The sequence below is a fragment of the Gaetbulibacter sp. PBL-D1 genome, assembly GCF_050509525.1.
Taxonomy (GTDB): Bacteria; Bacteroidota; Bacteroidia; order Flavobacteriales; family Flavobacteriaceae; genus Gaetbulibacter_B; species Gaetbulibacter_B jejuensis.
This window is the reverse complement of record NZ_JBNWKB010000010.1, coordinates 22,431-43,110: the sequence shown is the minus strand read 5'-3', so window position 1 is coordinate 43,110 and position 20,680 is coordinate 22,431. Positions and strand designations below refer to the sequence as shown.

18 protein-coding genes are annotated in these 20,680 nt (G+C 32.3%); 15 read left to right on the top strand and 3 right to left on the bottom strand.

From position 1 onward, the window contains the following. The first annotated feature begins 110 nt into the window (after positions 1-110). From ACQ0RB_RS09915 to ACQ0RB_RS09865, 11 genes are all read left to right on the top strand, one after another. Complete coding sequence (locus ACQ0RB_RS09915; RefSeq protein ID WP_129760285.1) at positions 111-569, top strand: Lrp/AsnC family transcriptional regulator; 459 nt, start codon at positions 111-113, stop codon at positions 567-569. 2 nt (positions 570-571) lie between these two features. Beyond that, on the top strand, positions 572-1,198 hold the full coding sequence (locus ACQ0RB_RS09910; protein ID WP_430498195.1) for a CPBP family intramembrane glutamic endopeptidase: 627 nt from the start codon (positions 572-574) through the stop codon (positions 1,196-1,198). Between the two features lie 143 nt (positions 1,199-1,341). Next, positions 1,342-2,742, top strand: a complete 1,401-nt coding sequence (lpdA, locus tag ACQ0RB_RS09905; RefSeq protein WP_430498193.1) for a dihydrolipoyl dehydrogenase — start codon at positions 1,342-1,344, stop codon at positions 2,740-2,742. A 197-nt stretch (positions 2,743-2,939) separates the two neighbouring features. Beyond that, complete coding sequence (locus ACQ0RB_RS09900) at positions 2,940-3,638, top strand: toxin-antitoxin system YwqK family antitoxin (RefSeq protein WP_430498191.1); 699 nt, start codon at positions 2,940-2,942, stop codon at positions 3,636-3,638. Positions 3,639-3,649: 11 nt separating this feature from the next. After that, a complete protein-coding gene (locus ACQ0RB_RS09895) occupies positions 3,650-4,822 on the top strand; it encodes a toxin-antitoxin system YwqK family antitoxin (protein WP_335975538.1) in 1,173 nt (390 codons plus the stop codon). 88 nt (positions 4,823-4,910) lie between these two features. Beyond that, complete coding sequence (locus ACQ0RB_RS09890; protein WP_430498189.1) at positions 4,911-5,855, top strand: WG repeat-containing protein; 945 nt, start codon at positions 4,911-4,913, stop codon at positions 5,853-5,855. 27 nt (positions 5,856-5,882) lie between these two features. After that, positions 5,883-6,902 (top strand): hypothetical protein, encoded by a 1,020-nt coding sequence (locus ACQ0RB_RS09885; protein ID WP_430498187.1) that lies wholly within the window; start codon positions 5,883-5,885, stop codon positions 6,900-6,902. Between the two features lie 49 nt (positions 6,903-6,951). Continuing rightward, positions 6,952-7,515: a hypothetical protein gene (locus ACQ0RB_RS09880; protein ID WP_430498185.1), complete on the top strand. Its 564-nt coding sequence runs from the start codon at positions 6,952-6,954 to the stop codon at positions 7,513-7,515. A 265-nt stretch (positions 7,516-7,780) separates the two neighbouring features. Beyond that, entirely contained in the window at positions 7,781-8,353 is a 573-nt protein-coding gene (locus ACQ0RB_RS09875) for an RNA polymerase sigma factor (RefSeq protein ID WP_430498183.1), read from the top strand. After that, positions 8,353-8,526 (top strand): hypothetical protein, encoded by a 174-nt coding sequence (locus ACQ0RB_RS09870; RefSeq protein ID WP_430498181.1) that lies wholly within the window; start codon positions 8,353-8,355, stop codon positions 8,524-8,526. The genes ACQ0RB_RS09875 and ACQ0RB_RS09870 overlap by 1 nt, the downstream gene beginning before the upstream one ends. Before the next feature lie 22 nt (positions 8,527-8,548). Continuing rightward, positions 8,549-9,376, top strand: a complete 828-nt coding sequence (locus tag ACQ0RB_RS09865) for a mechanosensitive ion channel family protein (RefSeq protein ID WP_262733409.1) — start codon at positions 8,549-8,551, stop codon at positions 9,374-9,376. Positions 9,377-9,479: 103 nt separating this feature from the next. Here the strand turns inward: ACQ0RB_RS09865 and ACQ0RB_RS09860 are convergent, their stop codons facing one another. Both ACQ0RB_RS09860 and ACQ0RB_RS09855 read right to left on the bottom strand, forming a co-directional pair. Continuing rightward, entirely contained in the window at positions 9,480-10,847 is a 1,368-nt protein-coding gene (locus ACQ0RB_RS09860; protein WP_131507019.1) for a DEAD/DEAH box helicase, read from the bottom strand. Between the two features lie 29 nt (positions 10,848-10,876). After that, a complete protein-coding gene (locus tag ACQ0RB_RS09855) occupies positions 10,877-13,564 on the bottom strand; it encodes a hypothetical protein (RefSeq protein WP_430498180.1) in 2,688 nt (895 codons plus the stop codon). Positions 13,565-13,665: 101 nt separating this feature from the next. Between ACQ0RB_RS09855 and pabB the strand changes: the two genes are divergently transcribed. From pabB to ACQ0RB_RS09835, 4 genes are all read left to right on the top strand, one after another. Next, complete coding sequence (gene pabB / locus ACQ0RB_RS09850; protein ID WP_430498178.1) at positions 13,666-14,964, top strand: aminodeoxychorismate synthase component I; 1,299 nt, start codon at positions 13,666-13,668, stop codon at positions 14,962-14,964. Positions 14,965-15,032: 68 nt separating this feature from the next. Continuing rightward, positions 15,033-16,346, top strand: a complete 1,314-nt coding sequence (tilS, locus tag ACQ0RB_RS09845; protein WP_430498176.1) for a tRNA lysidine(34) synthetase TilS — start codon at positions 15,033-15,035, stop codon at positions 16,344-16,346. Position 16,347: 1 nt separating this feature from the next. Beyond that, entirely contained in the window at positions 16,348-17,970 is a 1,623-nt protein-coding gene (gene ade, locus ACQ0RB_RS09840) for an adenine deaminase (protein WP_430498174.1), read from the top strand. A 2-nt stretch (positions 17,971-17,972) separates the two neighbouring features. Further along, positions 17,973-18,935, top strand: a complete 963-nt coding sequence (locus tag ACQ0RB_RS09835; RefSeq protein WP_430498172.1) for a YheT family hydrolase — start codon at positions 17,973-17,975, stop codon at positions 18,933-18,935. A 191-nt stretch (positions 18,936-19,126) separates the two neighbouring features. Here the strand turns inward: ACQ0RB_RS09835 and ACQ0RB_RS09830 are convergent, their stop codons facing one another. Beyond that, on the bottom strand, positions 19,127-20,599 hold the full coding sequence (locus tag ACQ0RB_RS09830; protein ID WP_430498170.1) for an SLC13 family permease: 1,473 nt from the start codon (positions 20,597-20,599) through the stop codon (positions 19,127-19,129). Positions 20,600-20,680 lie beyond the last annotated feature (81 nt).

Sequence of the window (20,680 nt, the reverse complement as noted above, 5' to 3'; positions counted from 1 at the left end):
ATCAATATATGTGTATAATTTTAGATTATTAATCTGTTATTTGCTACTTTTATAAAAATATTTTACGAAATGAATCTGCTAACATGTTAGTTTGAAGAAAATTTTTCAATATGATTTTTGATGATATAGATAAAAAGCTTCTGCATTTGCTTCAGCAGGATAGTAAGCAAACCAATAAAGAGTTGTCGTTAAAGTTGAATTTGTCGGTAACTGCTGTTTACGAGCGTATCAAAAAGTTAGAGCGTGAAGGCGTTATCAATAAATATGTAGCGTTAATAAAAAAGGAAAAGATTGATAAGTCGTTTATTGCTTTCTGCCATATAAAACTCATTCAGCACACTCAAGAATATGTGGTTAAATTTGAAAAAGATGTTGCTAATCTAGAAGAAGTTGTAGAATGTTTTCATATTAGTGGTGATTATGATTACCTTTTAAAAGTTATAGTAAGCGATATGGAAGCCTTTAGAGAGTTTATGGTTAATAAATTAACCTCTATAAATCATATTGGTAGTACACATAGTATGTTTGTAATTAACGAAGTTAAACACACAACAGCAATACGCGTTTAATTATGAAATCTAACACTTATAAACTCATAGAGTTTTTCATTATTTTCATTCTAATACCAATAAGTTTTGCGTTAGATTATTCACCATTTATTAAGTTGGGTATTGGGTTAGGAGGATTCTTGTATGTCATATATTTATTACTTAAAGTTGAGCGGAAAAAATTTAAAGTAGCCCAAGGCTTAAACTGGAAACAGTTTTGGAGAGAAACTGTCATAAAACTAGCCATTATAGCTGTATTAACCACGCTTTTTGTTTGGTTTACTGATAATGCTCGTTTATTTGAAGTGTTGTTAAATAAGCCCTTGCTATGGTTGGTCATTTTGTTTGTTTACAGTGTGTTTTCGGTATATCCTCAAGAACTTATTTATAGAACGTTTTTTTTTGAAAGATACGCTATATTGTTTCAAAGCACCTCTTTTGCAATAGTTTTAAATGCAGTAGTGTTTTCATTAGCACACATCATGTTTAAAAGTACTTTGGTGCTTGTTTTAACCTTTCTTGGCGGACTCTTGTTTGCGCTAACCTATACCAAAACAAAATCAACACTTTTGGTATCCATTGAACATGCTATTTATGGGTCTTGGTTGTTTACAGTAGGCATGGGAACTATGCTAGGTTTTCCTTCTTAAAACGAAATGAGTTTTAGAGATTTACAAATCGTAATACTCAAGTAAATTATAGCTTTAAAATTAGTGAACTCACATTCGTAAATAAAAATACAATGTTGTATTTTTGTAATAGTTTTAAATAAAATCTGACAAAAAACAATCTTATGAATTCATACGATGTAGCCGTTATAGGCTCTGGTCCTGGTGGATATGTTGCAGCTATCCGTTGCGCTCAACTAGGAATGAAAACTGCAATCATTGAAAAATATTCAACTTTAGGAGGAACTTGCCTTAACGTTGGTTGTATACCAAGTAAAGCACTTTTAGACTCGTCTCACCATTACGAAGATGCTATTAAGCATTTTGAAGAGCATGGAATTGATATTTCTGGTGAGGTTAAGGTAAACTTAGAAAAAATGATTGCTCGTAAGCAATCAGTAGTAGACCAAACTACAGGTGGAATTGATTTCTTAATGAAGAAGAATAAGATTGATGTATATGAAGGTTTAGGAAGCTTTAAAGATGCTACTCATATCCTTATCAAAGGAGAAAAAGAAGAAGAAATTGAAGCTAAAAACACCATTATAGCAACAGGTTCTAAGCCATCTAGCTTACCATTTATCAACATTGATAAAGAACGTGTAATCACTTCTACTGAAGCGTTAAAACTTAAAGAAGTTCCTAATCATTTAATTGTAATTGGTGGTGGAGTTATTGGTCTTGAACTAGGTCAAGTATACAAGCGTTTAGGTGCTGAGGTTTCTGTTGTGGAGTATGCAGATAGAATTTTACCAACAATGGATGCAGGTGTTTCTAAGGAGTTGAATAAAGTATTGAAAAAACAAAAATTCAACATCAATGCCTCTCATAAAGTAAAATCGGTAGAACGCGTTGGAGATGAAGTTATCGTTAAAGCTGATAATAAAAAAGGCGAAGAAGTAGAATTTAAAGGCGATTACTGTTTAGTATCAGTAGGTCGTCGTCCTTATACTGATGGTTTAAATGCTGAAGCTGCTGGAGTAAAAATAAACGACAGAGGTCAAGTTGAAGTAAATGACCATTTACAAACAAGTGCTTCAAACATTTATGCAATAGGAGATGTTATTAAAGGTGCAATGTTAGCGCATAAAGCTGAAGAAGAAGGTGTGTTTGTTGCTGAAACCTTAGCAGGACAAAAACCACACATAGATTATAACTTAATTCCAGGTGTAGTTTATACTTGGCCAGAAGTTGCAGCTGTTGGTAAAACCGAAGAGCAACTTAAAGACGCTGGAGTAGAGTATAAGGTAGGACAATTTCCTATGCGTGCTTTAGGACGTAGTAGAGCAAGTATGGATCTTGATGGATTTGTTAAAGTTTTAGCTGATAAAACTACCGATGAAATTTTAGGAGTACACATGGTTGGTGCTCGAGCTGCTGATATGATTGCAGAAGCAGTTGTAGCTATGGAGTATAGAGCAAGTGCTGAAGATGTATCTCGTATGTCTCATGCACATCCAACATTTACTGAAGCTATTAAAGAAGCTGCTTTAGCAGCAACTGGAGATAGAGCTTTACATGTGTAGATTTATAATATTGTTATTCTGAATTAAATTCAGAATCTAAAAAAAGCGAACCATAAGGTTCGCTTTTTTTGTTCTGGATAGGATGAAATTTAATGAATAGTGTAATAAAATACTCAAATTGAGTATATAAACATATTTATTTAATTTTTAGATTTGTTAAAATGTAAGTTATTTCTTAAACCCTAAAATCTGAAATCATGAAAAAAGCCTATGCACATTACTTACTAGTCATCTTTGTACTATTAAGTACACTTCCTGTTTTTAGTCAAAATGATAATGAACCAATAAAACTTGGATCTGATGTTATGTTTACAATTTTTGAAGTTACAGGTGGTGGTCCAAAAATGGTTCTACTCTTACAGAAAAAGGATAGCACAGAAGTATCACTTGAAGAATTTAAAAGTTATTCATATCAAGATAAACCAGGAATTCCTGAAGGTTTTAAAGAATTAAAGCTAGAACCTGGTAATTATACGTTCGACAATTTTTTTCAAAGTGCAGATTTTGATTATTATGGTAGATATTCTCAGGGTAGATATACATTGTTTTTTCATCCAAATACAGTAATTCTTCACACTAAACTTGGTCAAATAGTAAGTAAATCTTGGTATGAATTTTCAGAAACAGATTTAAAAATAGAATCTGAAGAATACTTTGACAACGGAAAAATATCTGCCAAAGGATTTGTAGAAAAAGATGGCAGTAAAACAGGAGAATGGAAATATTATGATAAAGAAGATGATCACCTAACCATGTCAGGAACTTATGAGAATGATGAAAGAGTTGGAGTATGGAAAGAATATGACAGCAATGGAAAGGTAAAGGAAGAAGTAAACTTCAGTAAAAGAAGTGAAGGCAATGCTTTCGAGTATTTTTCTAAAAAACAAAAAAACTAAATGTTATAACCATGAAAAAAAACCTACTACTAATTACAACATTACTCTTCACGAGTATAGTTTCTGCACAATGGACAGAATTGGTCGAAATGGCAGAAGAGAGAAACAAACCAGAAGAATACTATGAGTATCATGACAATGGAAATGTACTACTAAAAGCATTTAAAGATAAAAACACTAAGGATGGTGAAATTGTTCTAACAGGTGAGTTTATAATTTATTATGAAGATGGAACCAAGAGGATGAGCGGCACCCTACTCAAAGGTAAAAAAGATGGATATATATTTAATTATAATGAAAAAGGAATAATAACAGATATGGAAAATTATTCTTTAGATGTTTTAAATTCTAGAGACACATATTATGAAAGTGGTAAATTAAAAAAGGTCAATAATTTTGAAAACGATTTATTAAATGGCGAGTTTAAAGAATTTTATGAAAGTGGGAATTTAAAATATCATTATTATTATAAAGATGGCAAGCATCATGGCGAAGGTAAAAACTATTATGAAAATGGTAATTTAGAAGCTAAGGGAAACCTAATTGAAGGCAAACAAGACGGATTGTGGAAGTATTATTATGATAATGCATCATTGGCAGCAGAAATTGTGTACAAAAATGGAGAAATAGTTTCTCAAAATAAATACGATCGAAAAGAAGAGTCTAATACTAATGATTATGACGATATGTTTTATTGGTCAGACTCCTCCATATCTAAAGAGGACATAAATAACACCATTAAAGAATTAACATCAGTTAGAAATTTACAGCTAGTAAGTATAGATGAAATAAAAAATAATTCTGGTTATTTTGGAAGCAATAACTCTACCACACATAGTTTTAAAATTTATACAGATGAAAACACCAGAAAAATATTTGCCTCATTAAGGTATGAATCAGATAAGGTGTATTATGAAGGTCGTTATTATTATAATGTATTGTATGATGTGCAAATAATATTTGATGATGTTTATGAAGTGTATCAAAATGGTGATAAAATTGAATTTGTTTTTTATGAAGATTATGGGTTTTTAAGAAGAGCAAAACCACAAGGTGAATATTGGTCTGATTATGTTAAAAATGAATTTAACTTTTCAATTACTATCTATGACGATGACATTAGAGAAGAAACATTAAAGCATTTTAAGTACTTAGTCGAAAACCCAATTATGAAACGTGAATAATAAACATAAACAGATGAAACAATCTATCACTCTTAGTGTGAAACAAATAGCTTTTATTATCTCACTTTTTTTATTTTCATCCCTTGTCATGTCACAAGAGGTTTCAAACAAACAAATCTTAAAAAAAATAAAAGGCAAAAAGATAGAATGGATACCTAATGAAAATGGTTTTGCCAAAGTATTAATGAAATCTACCAAAAAATGGGGCATTTATCATATAGATGCTTATAAAGATTTTGAAGAAGAAATTATCGACTTTGATATGGTAATAGAACCAAAATTCGATTCTATTGGCTGGTTTAAAAACAAGGAACCTTTTACCATTGTAAAAATCAAAAAAAAATACGGTATTCTTTTAAATCCTTATGAAATACCTGATGCTGTAGAAAGAGTAAATTGCATTTATGACGCTGTAAAACTCAAGGAAGTAGATGGTAGATTTTATGCGCTTATAAAGCAAAATGAAAAATGGGGATTAGTAGATTGGTTTGAAGATATAGTTTTAGTAGATCCCACTTTCGATAACCCAGAAGACGTACCATTAGTTTGGATAGAAGGTTGGGCAAAAGATATGTTTGTAGCCTCAAAGAAAAAACTAAAAGCAGATATACTCATTTTTGATGAAAGTAATGGCGATGGTGTGTTTAAAGCAAGGAATAAAGCCACTAAAAAATGGGGAATGTATCAATCATTAGGCGAAAATGATTTAACAACACTTATACCTGCAAAATACGATAGTATTCGTTTTTTTGGATACAACTCAAAATATACAGCAGTTTACAACAAAGGTAAAGTGGGTATGCATTTGTCGTATTGGAGTTATAATGAAAGCACAAAACTGTCAGTACCTTGTATTTACGAAGATTATAAAAATTTTGATGCTGATGGTGTACTAAAACTAGCAATGAAAAAAAATGAAAAATGGGGTTGGGTAAACTGGTTAACAGGCAAAGAAGAATCAGAATTTAAATACGAAACACTCGACGATTTACCATATCCTTATTATAAGCAACACATTTGGATTGAAGACTAAATTAATCTTACATTAGTAATTTTATAAATGAACCTTCAACCCTTAAAAATACCAGCAGGTTGGTCTGTAGAATGGAATTTGTTAACCGAAACAGATCCAACAGAAGACAACATACACGAGTTTACAGGCAGTTCTCTATTGCTTATCAGTTCACACACACGATTAAAAGCGATTGATGTATCATGGCAACCAGAAGGTGACATTAATGGAGCGTACCAATTGCAGGTTATTTATTTACTGCCAAAATTCAATACTAAAACCAATACGCTAGACTATGAAGGTGTTTGGGAAAATCCGGAGTTAGAGTTTTCTACACAAAACCGATTAGAACTGGTTGATAAGCTAAATCATTTACTGTTTTATTTAAAGCCTTACACAGATACACGCATTTTGCTACAACCTGGTGTTGTAGACGAACCTAATGAAGCTATAAGACAAGAGTTGTTAACTAACGATTTAACAAAAGAACTTGTAGAAAGAATAATGACATCTAACCATAAAAAACTTCAAGAGTTACTATTAGACCACAAAGCTGTTACCTATACTGATGTAGAAAAATTATCGCAAGATGGCGCTACTAAAGGCGTAAAAAACAAAGCAAAGCAATTGCTAAATAGTAAACAGTTTAGAAATCTGAAATCTGAAGTATCATCAAACGTTGATAAGGCTAAACTCATTTCATCAATTACAAATAAGATGGAAGCTGTTCTTGCAGAATTACAACACCTAAAACCAGAAAAAAAATTCACACTTAAAACCCATGAGCCCAATGGCTATTGGAGCTTCCATTGGAAAAGCACCAAGATTTGGAAAACTGAACATTATTTAAAAGAATGGTTTACTGTTAGTTTATACGGTAATAGAGATGCGTTCTCATTAAGTGGCTCACATAGTATTAAAGATGTTTTTGAACAACTTGAAGAGGGACATTTTCTATATAAAGAAAAAACAATAGAAACGCTTCATAAAATGATTAACACTATTGAAAAGCAAACCAAAGAAGCTGTTTTAAAAGCTATAGACCAACAATTTGACCCTGGTTTCTAAAAAATAGTAAATATTGCGTAATTAATTATAACTAAGACAATCATTGATTATGATAAAATGCAACCTAATAACTTATGTACTTTCTATACTTTCAATAGTATTGTTTTTAGGATGTAATGACTCTAAGAATAAAACAGAAAACGAACTTTTAATAACAAAAGAAATCATTAAAAAGTTTACTGATAATCCGTCAAATGACTTTTATACTAATTGTATATTCCAAAAAGGACTTCCTATTGTATTTAATAAAAAAGAAAATCTAGAATTAGTAAGGGCAACATTAAACCTCAATGATGATTTTGAGACTAAAGTAAAAAATGCAGAAGGTTTTACTATTCCAGATACTTTACTGCCTAAACTAAATATCATCACTCAAAAGCAAATAGATAGTTTAGAAGCTATAAAACATACCAAAGACAGAAGAACAATTTATGAGGAGTTAGGTTGTTCAGATGGTTTGTTAAGTATTACCAAACCAATTTACAACTATGAAAAAACTAAAGCTTATATAAGTCTGTATTTTCATTGCTCAGGAATTTGTGAAAAAAAAGGTATGTTTATTTTGAGCTTAGAAAACAATTCGTGGTCAATAGAGAAAACCTTAGTTGACTAAAATCATTCTAATACTTCTTCCTTCGCTTTTTTTATTTTTTTGTTGTCTCTGGTTTTAATTTTTCACAATTCTTTTAACTAAAAGGTATTTATTACCGCTTGATTGTGTGTGTATAGCGCACTTTGAAATTGCACATTCTTCAACTTAAATAAATCTGTTTTTCAAGAAGATTTAGTAAATTAAAAAAAGTTACACAAAAAAATGTGACTTTAATTAGATGTAGGTGTCTAAATATAAAACCATATTTAAAATTATTCCCTAGCTATTGGAAACCATTAATAACATTAATGCAGTATCTGATGAGGATTTGGTAAGAAAAATTGTCAAAACCAACGATACATTGCTTTTTGAAGTGCTATATGACAGGTATGCCACTATGGTGTATAATAAGTGTTACGGTTTCGCAAAGGATGAAGATGAGGCAAAAGATTTGACTCAAGATGTGTTTTTAAAGCTCTTTGTTAAATTGGCTAGTTTTAAAGAAAAATCAAAATTTTCTACTTGGCTTTATGCATTTACATACAACCACTGTGTAAACTATGTTACTAGGAACACAGCAAAAAAAATAGAAAAGAACGCAGTAGATTATCATGATATTGAGAACATTTCTTTTGAAGAAGATGATAAAGATTTCCTTCAAATGAAAGTTCATAATTTAAAAGAAGCCCTGAACCTAATTTCTCCTGAGGAGAAAATGATTTTATTATTAAAATACCAAGATTACCTTTCTATAAAGGAAATTGAAAGTGTTTTAGGTATTGGAGAAAGCGCAGTGAAGATGAGAATTAAGCGCGCCAAGGACAAACTTATTAATGAGTATAAAAACAACTTTGAGTAATGGAAAATCCGTTTAAGCAAATAGACAAGCCTTTAAAAAAGGTGCCTGATGAATTGAAGGCAAAAGTCATGAATGATATTGCCATTGCTAAATTACTTATGGAACTAGCTAGTCTGTTTTCAGTAGACGTGGCAAAAATTATTGAAGCAACTATTAAAGAAAGGAACAAATAAAAATCAACTAAAAAAGCAATACATGGAAAAAATAACTGAATGGAACGAAGACGTGATGAACTCTTTGTCTGTTATGACTACCGAAATAGGTAAGGTAATACCCAATATAATTGGTGCTATTGTAGTATTAATTATTGGATGGATACTTACAAAAGTAGTTGTTGGTATTATCAAAAAAGCATTAAAGTTTGCTAAAGCAGATAAGCTTGATGATAAGATTAATGAAATAGAAATTTTTGAAGGTAAAAAGTTAAACTTCAACATTATAAAAATTACCTCAAAGTTTGTAAAATGGGTAATGTATATCATGTTAATTATTGTAGTTTCTGATATACTAAACTTAACAATGGTTTCTGAAGAGATAAGCAACTTACTTCGTTATTTACCTCAATTATTTACAGCTTTAGTCATTTTTACAGTTGGATTGTTATTAGCAAACTTTGTAAAAAAGTCGATTAGGTCATTTTTTGAATCTATGGAGCTTTCAGGGGCAAAAATTATAAGTCAAATAGTGTTTTTGTTAATTCTAGTGTTTGTGTCAGTTACAGCTTTAAACCAAGCAGGAGTTGATACTGATATTATCACTAGCAATATCACTATGATAATGGCTGCCTTTTTACTAGCATTTGCTTTGGCATTTGGTTTTGGAGCAAAGGTAGTAGTAGGAGATATTTTAAGAACCTATTACGCAAGAAGAACCTATGAGATAGGACAAATCATAGAGTACAATGGCAAAACGTATGAGGTTTTAGCTATTGAAAACATATCAGTAATATTAAAAACTGATACAGGAAAACTTATTGTGCCAATTAAAGATATATCCGAAAGTCACATTAAGGTACAAGGTTAACTATAGTTAGGGTTATAGTAATTTAAATTTGGTTAATATTTAAAGAACCTTGATACCTTGTGGCTTTCTTAAACCCTTTTCATTAATTTGAAGAGGGTTTTTTCTATTTTCTTTTCTTTTTTTTGTTGTAGTTTTTGTCGCCTCTAGTTTTAGGCTTCTTATATTTTTTGGCTATTTCTCTTCGGTACGAACCGCCTTGGTTTGTTTTCTTGTTTTTTTCTTTCTTTTCATGAAAAGCAGCACCAGGTTCATAATCGTCTTTGTTACGTTTTAAAGGGTTGTAATGCTCCTTTATTTGCGGTCGTTCTTCTTCAATTAATTCCGTAGAAATAGTTACTTCCTCAGGAAATTCAATTAATGCTATTTTTAAATTCATGTAGTTTTCAATAGCTTCAATGTAATCCTGCTCGTCTTCGGTAGAAAATACAATACTGGTTCCTGAGTTTTCAGCTCTACCAGTTCTACCTATTCTATGCATATAGTTTTCAGGATATTTTGGTGTGTCAAAATTTATTACATGACTTACATTATCAATATCCAAACCACGAGCCATAACATCTGTAGCTATTAAAATACGATGTTCGCCACTTTCAAAAGCTTCAATACTACGTAGTCTGTAGTTTTGTGTTTTGTTGGAGTGAATCACACAACAATTGCCAGGAAAGATGTCTTCTAGCTTTTCAAACAAGCGGTCAGCCATTTTTTTATTAGACACAAAAATCAGCACTTTATTAAAAGTTGCTTTATCAAATAGCACGTGTTCTAGTAGGTTAACCTTTGTGTAAAAGTTCTTTACCTCGTAGCGTTGTTGTATAATGTTTTCAAGAGGTGTTCCTGTAACAGCAACAGTAACGCGTTGTGGGTTGATGAAAAAGTTTGTGATTAATTCATCTACATCTTCGGTCATAGTTGCTGAAAACATAATGTTTTGTCTGCGTTCAGGTAAAATATCGAAAATGTTCATGAGCTGATGTCTAAACCCAAGGTCTAACATAACGTCAACTTCATCAATAACCAGTTTTTGAATAGACTTAAGCTGTAATACTCTACTCATGGCAAGGTCATACAATCTACCTGGAGTAGCAACTATAATGTCGGTTCCTTGAGCAACAGCTTGTTTTTGAGTGTTGATGTTTGTACCACCATAAACACCCAAAATTCTATTGTTGATGTATTTAGAAAGTTTTTCAATTTCCTCAACAACTTGTACAACCAATTCTCGAGTTGGTACCAAAACCAATACACGTGGGTTTTCTTGTCTAGAATATTTTAGGTTTCTAAGTATAGGAAGCATGTAGGCAAAGGTTTTACCAGTACCAGTTTGTGCAATTCCTACTACATCTTTACCAGATGCTACAACATTAAATGCTTCCGATTGTATAGGAGTTGGTTTTACAAATCCTAAATCGTCAATGGCATTGTAAAGTGGTGTGTTAAGGTTTAAGTCCTGAAAAGTAACATCGTGTTCCATGTTGCAAAAATAGGCTTAATCCATTAAACTTAGTAGCCATATTCTATTAAACTTGGAATAAGGTTTTTGGTTTGTGTTTTCCAGTCCTTTTCAACGCTATCCCATTCAGTATAACATTTGTACCTTTCGTATGGTGTTTTTTGAGAGATTTCTTTTATTGGTCCTACAATGGCTAAATACTCTTCACCTTCAGCTTCTTCGTATTCATATCCAAAAGAAATAGCATAGTATTCGTCACCTTCATTTTTAATTTTCCCTACTACAGTCATAGTGTCTGGATAGCCTTCGTCTTCGCCAACATAATTGTAAAGTGCAAGTTTTGCAAACTCTTCAGGCTTAATATATTTTTTAGGAACTTTATTAAACTGATTAGTTTTGTGGTAAGCTTCCATGATTTCGTATCTAGAAAACAAACTATCCATTTGTGTTTCAATAAAAGCGTTATCAAGTGGGTAGTTGTTAACAATTCGTGCTGTTGTTGCTTGTAAGCTAAACCATTGGTTGTCTTTTTCTTTTGCTAGAGTAGAGGTGAAAGTGTCGGTGAATTCATTCTTGTATGAAGACTTATTTAAAAAGTTTAAATACGAATAGATTAATGAGTTCATTGAATAGTCGTACTCGTCTTTATCTTTTTCTTCTAAATATTTTTGAAGATCAGACTCCATGTACTGAAACAGTTTTTCCATATTATCACTTACCAAACTACTGTGACCTGTACTGTCTTGAAGGATGTTTAATGATACATCTAAAACATCTGAACGGTATTTTTCATGCTTGATTAAGGTTGAAAAATCTTTGTAGTTTTCAATAGCATAATTAAGTGAATCGGTAAATGGTGACACTACTCCCCAAGTATAATTTTCAGTATTTACAGGTGGATTATTAAGAAATAAATCTTTGTAAACACTCAAAGCATCATCATTTTCTAAATCTGGAATAATTGTTAAGATTGTTGCTTTTAAATCATCGTTTGTACTTTCATTGGTATACAGATTTTTTAAAACGTCTAAAGTTTTACTATCGCTAACCAATGAAAATTGTTCAGCTATTTTGTCTTTTATAAGATTGGTTTTTTCTTGAGAATCGTAGCTGTAGTTTAAAGCTTCGTAGAGTTTAGGAAGATCGGTTGTTTCAAACTCATAATAATCAAAAGCGCCAAGTGCATTATTGTATACAATTGAATCTTTTGAGCGTAAGTCGTTAAAAATTGCATCAGTTTTTGAACTGAATACATCAAACTCAGGTTCTTTTGAAATGACTTTAAAGGAGTTGAATATAGAGTCAGTTAGTTTGCTGTCGCGTTCTTCGTCGCTTAAATAACCTGTCATTAAAAACAAGCGTTTGTTTTGAAGCCATAATTGATGTTTTGTAATCACCTTTGTACCTTCATTTTGAATATGAAATTCAACACCATCTTCATTACCAACTTTGATGTTTTTTTGCTTTATAATACTGTCATTCCAAGATTTAAGCGCGTCAATATTGGTTTCAAAAAACTCATCTTTAGATGCTATTTTAAAATAATCTTTCAAATCACTGTATCCAAACTGATACGTTCCTCCAGACATTTCATTGAGTGCAAAATAGTCGTTGGAGTTTTTAAGATAAGTACTTTCATAACCAACAGTGTCAATAACTCTTTTAAGGTCGTCAAAAAACAGAACTTCAAAGTTTGTGCCTCTTGGTTGTAAGGTTGTAAGCTCAGGAGTTTTGTAAGGTTCAAACTTAAAACTATTAAAAAAAGTATCGTCAGTAGTCGCTTTTTCTTTCTCGTTTAGTTTTTGCTTTAGTAAAAGGTAGGCTCTGTTTCCTCTTAAATAAATTCTGCAGATAGTATGAAATTTACCATCAAGCAATAATTCATATTCTCGTCCTTCATTACCATCTAAAAATATAGTTTTAGGAGGTGATAATAGTTCAGCTCTTGCTGTTAATGTCTCTTGCATAGACTCAAATCCACCAGCAGGATCTTCCATAAAATATCCAAGCGGTTGGTCGTTGTATCTAAATAGATAGTTGTCGTCGTTTTTATAGTCTGGTGCAGAATAAAGGTATAAATAGTAAGGTTCACCATCTTCTTCTAACGGATTTGGATATTCGCGCGACAAGTCAGTAGGTTCTTCTGGGATAGTGATAGAAAATGCACCTTTTTCACTCACAAAATCCAGCCATTCTTTAACTTCCATAGGTTTAGCGCTTGTAACTTTAAGTGAATTAAAGAAGCGTTTGGTATTGTTGTTGTCAACACTGTCTTTTAAATCTTCAACCGATAAGTAGTACAGTATATTATTTTGTAAAGTAAACTGAGCACTCATTAGTTTTTCTTCGTTAATCTTTACAAGTATCTTGTATTGGAGTCCATCACTGTATTTTATTTCCTTTTTGTCTAGCAGCTCTCCATTAAGATTGTTGACGATGTTGTTTGTGAAATTATCAACAATTTCACTCGGTTTACTATCTTGATTTCGATCTCTTAAATCTAAAGCAAAAAAGGAATACACGCGCTTTGAATTCGTGTCATTGTAGGAATAGATGATAAAACTATCATAATCATCTTGATAGTTTGGTTCATTAGGTAACTCTAATGAGTAACCCAAATCGGTATTTGTATACGTATACCAATCCCAAAGAGTTAAATTTGAAAAACTAAGGTTAGAAACCAAAACAAAACATACTGTAAGAAGTATGTTGATTGAAAAAGAGCGCTTTAAGTTCATGTGCAAAAAGTAGATTTTTGTTTAGTATTAAGTAAAGTCTTTTATATTATTCTAAATTGATAGTTTCTTAATAAATTTGGAAACTTATAAGAATTACCCTTTTGAGAACAATATCCAAGCAAAACATTAGTAACGTTGAGCAATATAAACAAAAATTATTGCATTGGAGCCAACAGTTTCGCGAAGTTGTTTGGTTAGATACAAATGCTTTCAACACCCAATATTCTACATTTGATGCAGTTTTAGCAGTAGATGCTATAACGAGTATTCAAACCGATTATGAAAATGCATTTAAAGCATTAAAAGACTATCAAACCCAAACAAACGATTGGATTTTTGGGTATTTAACCTACGATTTAAAAAACGATGTTGAGCACTTGACTTCAAGAAATTTTGACGGTTTGCAGTTTCCTGAATTGTTCTTTTTTCAACCCAAAAAATTATTCCTTTTTAAAGATGATGTGGTTGAAGTTAGGTATTTAAATTTTGTTAGCGATGAGCTTGATGTCGATTTAAAAACTATAGATGCTGTAGATGTTTTAAATACCGTTGAAGAACCTCAAACCGAAAACATTAAAATAAAGCTTCGCATCCACAAAGACGACTATTTTAACAAGGTAAATACCATGTTAAAACACATTCATAGAGGAGATATTTATGAAGCTAATTTTTGTCAGGAGTTTTATGCTGAAGACACTTTAATTCAGCCCTTAAACATTTATAACAAGCTTAATGCTATTTCCAAACCGCCTTTTGCAACGTTTTTAAAATTAGACGATAAGTATTTACTTTCGGCTTCACCTGAACGTTACCTAAAAAAAGAAGGAACTACAATTGTGTCGCAACCTATTAAAGGGACAGCTAAACGCTCAAAAGATAAAGACGAAGATGATAGACTTAAAACAGAGCTTGCTAAAGACGAAAAAGAACGAAGTGAAAACATTATGATAGTGGATTTGGTAAGAAACGATTTGTCTCAAACTGCCACTAAAGGCAGTGTAGAGGTGAAAGAGCTTTGTAAAGTCTACAGTTTTGAACAAGTACACCAAATGATTTCAACCGTAACATCTCAAATTGAATCCACGACACATCCAGTTGATGTAATAGCAACAACATTTCCAATGGGAAGTATGACAGGAGCTCCAAAAATTTCGGCAATGAAAATTATTGAAACTTTAGAAGAAACCAAGCGTGGTTTGTATTCTGGAGCTGTTGGGTATTTTACACCTCAAGGCGATTTCGATTTTAATGTAGTGATACGTAGTATTTTGTACAATCAAAGCAATCAATATGTGTCCTATTCGGTTGGAGGTGCAATTACCGCAAAAAGCGACCCTTTAAAAGAGTATGAAGAATGCTTGATTAAAGCTAAAGCTATGAGAGAGGTGTTGGAGAGTTGAAAATTTCCGCTTAAAGTTTAATGTTAAAGGTTTCAAGTTGTTATATTTGAAATAGGTATTAAAAACTAATGCTAGAAAGATTCAATAAACATATCATACAAAATCTTCCTTTTCTAAAAGAAAGTAAACTCCTTATTGCAATTTCTGGCGGAATTGATAGTGTGGTGTTAATGCACTTATGTCGTGCTGCTAATTTTAAGTTTGCTTTAGCGCATTGTAATTTTAATTTAAGAGGAAAAGAAAGCGATGCAGATGAAGATTTTATCGTTCAACTTGCTGATGATTTAGAAATTGAAGTGTTTGTACAAAATTTTGAAACCGAAACCTATGCCAAAACGCACAAACTATCTACGCAAATGGCAGCAAGGGAGTTGCGCTACAACTGGTTTAATGACTTAGCAGCACAACTTAAGTTTGACTACATTTTAACTGCTCATCATGCTGATGATGATTTAGAAACCTTTTTAATCAATCTCACAAGAGGAACAGGTTTAGAGGGTTTTACAGGAATTCCAATTATAAATAACAATACGGTTAGACCATTATTGCCATTTTCTCGTTTGGAAATTGAAGCATATGCCAACGACAATAATTTAAAATGGAGAGAAGATAGTACAAATGCATCCACAAAATATTTGCGCAATAAAATACGTCATGAGGTTATTCCTGTGTTGAAAGATATTAATCCACAATTATTGCAAACCTTTAGTCAAACTCAAGCGTTTTTAAAAGACTCAAAAGCAATAATTGACGATAGGATAGATGATGTTTCCGATAAGGTTATAAAAGACATTACAGAGTTTGAAATTCAATTTGACATTTCAGAAATTAAGCAACTCAGTCATCCAAAAGCCTATTTGTATGAATTATTAAAAGTTTATGGTTTTACCGAGTGGAACGATGTATTTAATTTGTTAGATGCGCAATCAGGTAAGCAAGTGTTTTCTGAAACCCATCGTTTAATAAAAGATAGAGATTACTTGCTGTTGAGTGATTTAAACACTGAAGATAAGCAGCAAGTAATAACAATTTCTGAATGTGACGATAAAATTAAAACCACTGCTGGAGTTCTCTTTTTTGATGAAGCTGATGCACTATTTGGGAAAGACGCTAATCGTATTTTTGTAGATAAGAAAAAGCTCAAATTTCCTTTAACAGTAAGACATTGGCAGGAAGGCGATTATTTTCATCCGTTAGGAATGAAAGGGAAAAAGAAATTAAGCAAATACTTTAAAGACGAGAAAATGTCGCTCTTAGACAAAGAAAACACACTTTTACTATGCTCTGGAGATTACATTATTTGGGTTATTGGTAAGCGTGCCGACAGTCGTTTTAAAGTTACTGACAAGACTAAGAAAATTATTAAAATAGAATTAAAATAACTTGATTTTACAAGGACAAATTGTCGATATTCTTAATCGACGCATCTTTAAAGGTGAAATTACTATTAAAGATGGAAAAATAGCAGCTATTGAAGAAAAAGCACATAACGTAAACCAGTATATACTACCTGGTTTTGTAGATGCACACATACATATTGAAAGTTCTATGCTAGTGCCAAGTGAGTTTGCGCGAATTGCTGTAACTCATGGTACAGTGGCAACGGTTTCTGATCCTCATGAAATTGCCAATGTGCTTGGAGTAGAAGGTGTGGAGTTTATGATTGAAAACGGAAAACAAACACCTTTTAAATTCAATTTTGGTGCGCCTTCATGTGTTCCTGCTACTACTTTTGAATCGGCTGGAGCTGTTGTAGATTCTGACGGAATTAAGCAATTGATGGCTAATCCAGAGATTAAGTATTTAGCAGAACTAATGAATTATCCTGGTGTGCTTAATGACGATCCAGAAGTTCTAAAAAAAATAGAATGGGCAAAACACTTTAATAAGCCCATTGATGGTCATGCTCCAGGTTTGAGAGGTGAAGCAATTTCAAAATATATCAACGCAGGTATTTCAACCGACCACGAATGTTTTACGTTTGAAGAGGGTTTGGAAAAGCTCCAAAAAGGTATGAAAGTCTTAATACGCGAAGGTAGTGCAGCTAAAAACTTCAATGCTCTAATCGATTTGTTACCAGAACATTTTGAAAACATGATGTTTTGTAGTGATGATAAGCATCCAGACGATTTAATACTTGGTCACATCAATACGTTGTGTGCAAGAGCTGTAGCAAAAGGTATAGATGTGTTTAAAGTGCTGCAAGTAGCTTGCATAAACCCTGTAGAGCATTATGATTTAGATGTAGGTTTGCTAAAAGTTGGCGATGCGGCAGATTTTGTTATTGTCAATGATTTAAAGGATTTTAAAACCCTTCAAACCTATATTAATGGTGAGTTGGTTTATGATAAAGGTGAATCTAAAATTCAATCAACTCCTTTTGAAGTATTGAATAATTTTAATACTGAAAAAAAGCAAGTTAAAGACTTTAAGTTTAAAACAACTTCTAAACAAATACGCGTTATTGAAGCACTAGAAGGACAATTGGTAACCAATGAAATCATTGCTGACAGCTTGCTTAAAGATGGAAATTTGATATCAAATATTGAAAACGATATCTTAAAGATGACTGTTGTGAACCGTTATCAAAATCAAAGTCCAGCTCTAGGGTTTATAAAAAACTTCGGACTTAAGGAAGGAGCTATAGCAAGTTCGGTAGGTCATGATTCGCATAATATTATTGCTGTTGGAGTGGATGATGAAGCGATTTGTAAAGCGGTTAATCTGGTTATTGAACATAAAGGCGGTATTTGTGCGATTTCCAATTCCGAAGAAAAAATAGTACCACTTCCTGTTGCAGGAATTATGAGTGATAAAGATGGTGTTGCTATTGGAAAAGACTATGCAGCCTTAGATGCTATGGCAAAACAATTAGGTAGCACGTTAAATGCGCCATATATGACTTTGAGTTTTATGGCGTTGTTAGTGATTCCGTCGTTAAAGTTAAGTGATAAAGGATTGTTTAATGGTAGTGCGTTTACGTTTACACCACTAGAAGTGAGTTAATAATGCCAATAGTAGAGTCAAAATACAAAGCGCCTTATTTTTTTAGAAACGGATTTGTGTCAACAGTGTATTCTGGTTTGGTGCGACGCGTTAAAGGAGTTGTTCAAGAACGAGAACGAATCCATTTGCCAGATGGCGATTTTCTGGATTTAGACTGGAGTTTTTCAAAAGAAAAAACCAATAAACTTATAGTGTTGTTGCATGGATTAGAAGGTCATGCGCAACGACCATACATTACAGGAACTGCAAAACTGTTTAATACAAACAACATAGATGCTGTAGCAGTTAATTTTAGAGGATGTAGTGGAACACCAAACTTAAAATTTCGTTCGTATCATTCTGGTGCTACCGAAGATTTAGAGGCTGTCATTCAGCATGTTTTAGAGCAAAAATCATATACGCATATATACATAAAAGGCATCAGTTTAGGAGGTAATATGGTTTTGAAATATATAGGAGAACGCGATGATGTTCCAAATCAAATTAAAGCTGTAATTGCTGTTTCAGTACCTTGTAGTTTAAAAGGATCTTCGGGTGAATTACATAAAATGAATAATATTTTATTTCACAATAATTTCAAAAAGCATTTGCTAAAAAACTTGAAAGAAAAGAAAATGCAACATTCTGTTAAAATGAGTGATAAGGAATTTAATTCAATTAAAACTTTAAAAGATTTTGACGATGTTTATACTTCCAAAGCGCATGGATTTAAAGATGCTTTTGACTATTATGAGAAGAGTAGCAGTCTTCAGTTTTTATCAAATATAAAAACACCAACCTTACTTATTAATGCCTTAAACGATTCGTTTTTATCACCAGAATGTTTTCCTGTTAAAGAGGCTAAACATAATCCTAATTTACATTTAGAAATGCCTAAGTATGGAGGTCATGTTGGGTTTATCGATAGGAAGAACATTTATTACAACGAAAAACGAGCTTTGGAGTTTATATCTTCTGTTAATTAACGTGAAGTTAGATGTAAAACATTAACAGAGTTGTTCCTTAAGCCAATAAAATTATACCATCGTCACCTTGAGCGCAGTCGAAAGGTCTTAAAATAGGTCTATTTTGATTAGGTCTCGACTGCGCTCGACCTGACAGTGATTTTTAAATTGCTTGTAGTCAGTTTATTAAAAACAGCTATATCGAACTCACGTTAATTAGCTATTAAATTTTCAGGAAAGCCATTAACAGCAATATCCCAAAGTAAAGGCAGCATAAAATACACAAACAAGGTTAAAATGACTATTGATATAACATTCATTATAATGCCTTTACGAACCATATCAGGAATTCTCAAATAACCAGAGCCAAAAACTACAGCGTTTGGAGGTGTTGCCACAGGAAGCATAAAAGCGCAAGATGCAGCCACTGCTGCACCAACCATAAGGATATAAGGATGCATGTCTACAGCTATTGCCATTGACGCTAAAACAGGCAATAGCATAGCTGTGGTTGCTAAGTTGGAAGTAATTTCGGTTAAAAAGTTTATAGCAGCAATAAGTAATAACACGATTAGTATTGATGAGATTCCTACTAAGGTTGTCATTTGATTGCCAATCCATTGTGCTAATCCGCTTGTTTCAAAACCTTTTGCTAGAGCCATTCCTCCTCCAAAAAGCAAAATAATTCCCCAAGGTAATTTTACAGCATCTTCCCAAGTCATGAGTTTCTCTTTTTTATCTTTGGAAGGAATAAAAAACAAGACTATAGCAAAAATAATTGCTATGATGGTATCATCGAGCTGTGGTAATATTGTATTGAATAAAAAGGAGCGTGTAATCCATAAAAATGCTGTTGTAGCAAAAACAAAGGCAACAGCTTTCTCTTCGTAACTCAGTTTTCCTAAGTTTTTTAAAAGTCTTTTAATTTCTTGTTTTCCACCAGGAAATTCTTTCTGTTTAAAGGTGAAAGCAAAATTGGTGAGGTATTTCCAACAGATAAAAAGCAATAAGATTGAAATAGGAAACCCAAACATAAACCACTGTAAAAATGTAATTTCATAGTTGTAAGTATCTAGAACAACTCCAGCTAAGACGAGATTTGGAGGAGTGCCAATTAAAGTAGCAATACCACCAATAGAGGCGCTGTAAGCTATGGCAAGCATTAGAGCTTTACCAAAAATTAGGTTTTCGTCTTCAATTGTATCAGGATTATCTTTTAATTGAGAGACGATAGCAATGCCAATAGGTAGCATCATTACAGAAGTAGCTGTGTTGGAAATCCACATCGATAAAAACGCTGTAGCAACCATAAACCCAAGAATAATATTCTTAACGTTTGAGCCAATAATGTTAATAATGTTTAAGGCAATGCGCTTGTGTAAATTCCATTTCTCAATAGCAATTGCAATAATAAAACCGCCTAAATATAAAAACACAAACTTATGACCAAACGCGCTTGTGGTGTCACTTAAACTCAAACCGTTTGATAAGGGAAACAAAGCTATAGGAAGTAGTGCAGTTGCTGCAATAGGAATAGCTTCGGTAATCCACCAAACTGCAATCCATGATGTAGATGCTAGTATAGCATTGGCTTCACTTGATAAGCCTTCTGGATGAAAAAAAAGTTTGATGATAATAAATAAAGCTGGTCCTAAAATAAAACCTATACGTTTGGAGGTGTTCATAGTCTATTAATGCAAATATGTAGTAATGATAGTAAATTTTAATCAATTTGTTATTTGTCTTTTTTTATTACATTTAAGGAA

Bases quoted from the DNA above. Each gene is read 5' to 3' on its own strand.
- tilS (WP_430498176.1), top strand. From the start codon at position 15,033: ATGCTAGAAAGATTCAATAAACATATCATACAAAATCTTCCTTTTCTA.
- ACQ0RB_RS09885 (WP_430498187.1), top strand. From the start codon at position 5,883: ATGAACCTTCAACCCTTAAAAATACCAGCAGGTTGGTCTGTAGAATGG.
- ACQ0RB_RS09865 (WP_262733409.1), top strand. From the start codon at position 8,549: ATGGAAAAAATAACTGAATGGAACGAAGACGTGATGAACTCTTTGTCT.
- ACQ0RB_RS09835 (WP_430498172.1), top strand. From the start codon at position 17,973: ATGCCAATAGTAGAGTCAAAATACAAAGCGCCTTATTTTTTTAGAAAC.
- ACQ0RB_RS09855 (WP_430498180.1), bottom strand. From the start codon at position 13,564: ATGAACTTAAAGCGCTCTTTTTCAATCAACATACTTCTTACAGTATGT.
- ACQ0RB_RS09870 (WP_430498181.1), top strand. From the start codon at position 8,353: ATGGAAAATCCGTTTAAGCAAATAGACAAGCCTTTAAAAAAGGTGCCT.
- lpdA (WP_430498193.1), top strand. From the start codon at position 1,342: ATGAATTCATACGATGTAGCCGTTATAGGCTCTGGTCCTGGTGGATAT.
- ACQ0RB_RS09895 (WP_335975538.1), top strand. From the start codon at position 3,650: ATGAAAAAAAACCTACTACTAATTACAACATTACTCTTCACGAGTATA.
- ACQ0RB_RS09830 (WP_430498170.1), bottom strand. From the start codon at position 20,599: ATGAACACCTCCAAACGTATAGGTTTTATTTTAGGACCAGCTTTATTT.
- ACQ0RB_RS09860 (WP_131507019.1), bottom strand. From the start codon at position 10,847: ATGGAACACGATGTTACTTTTCAGGACTTAAACCTTAACACACCACTT.
- ACQ0RB_RS09915 (WP_129760285.1), top strand. From the start codon at position 111: ATGATTTTTGATGATATAGATAAAAAGCTTCTGCATTTGCTTCAGCAG.
- ACQ0RB_RS09910 (WP_430498195.1), top strand. From the start codon at position 572: ATGAAATCTAACACTTATAAACTCATAGAGTTTTTCATTATTTTCATT.
- ACQ0RB_RS09880 (WP_430498185.1), top strand. From the start codon at position 6,952: ATGATAAAATGCAACCTAATAACTTATGTACTTTCTATACTTTCAATA.
- ACQ0RB_RS09900 (WP_430498191.1), top strand. From the start codon at position 2,940: ATGAAAAAAGCCTATGCACATTACTTACTAGTCATCTTTGTACTATTA.
- ACQ0RB_RS09890 (WP_430498189.1), top strand. From the start codon at position 4,911: ATGTCACAAGAGGTTTCAAACAAACAAATCTTAAAAAAAATAAAAGGC.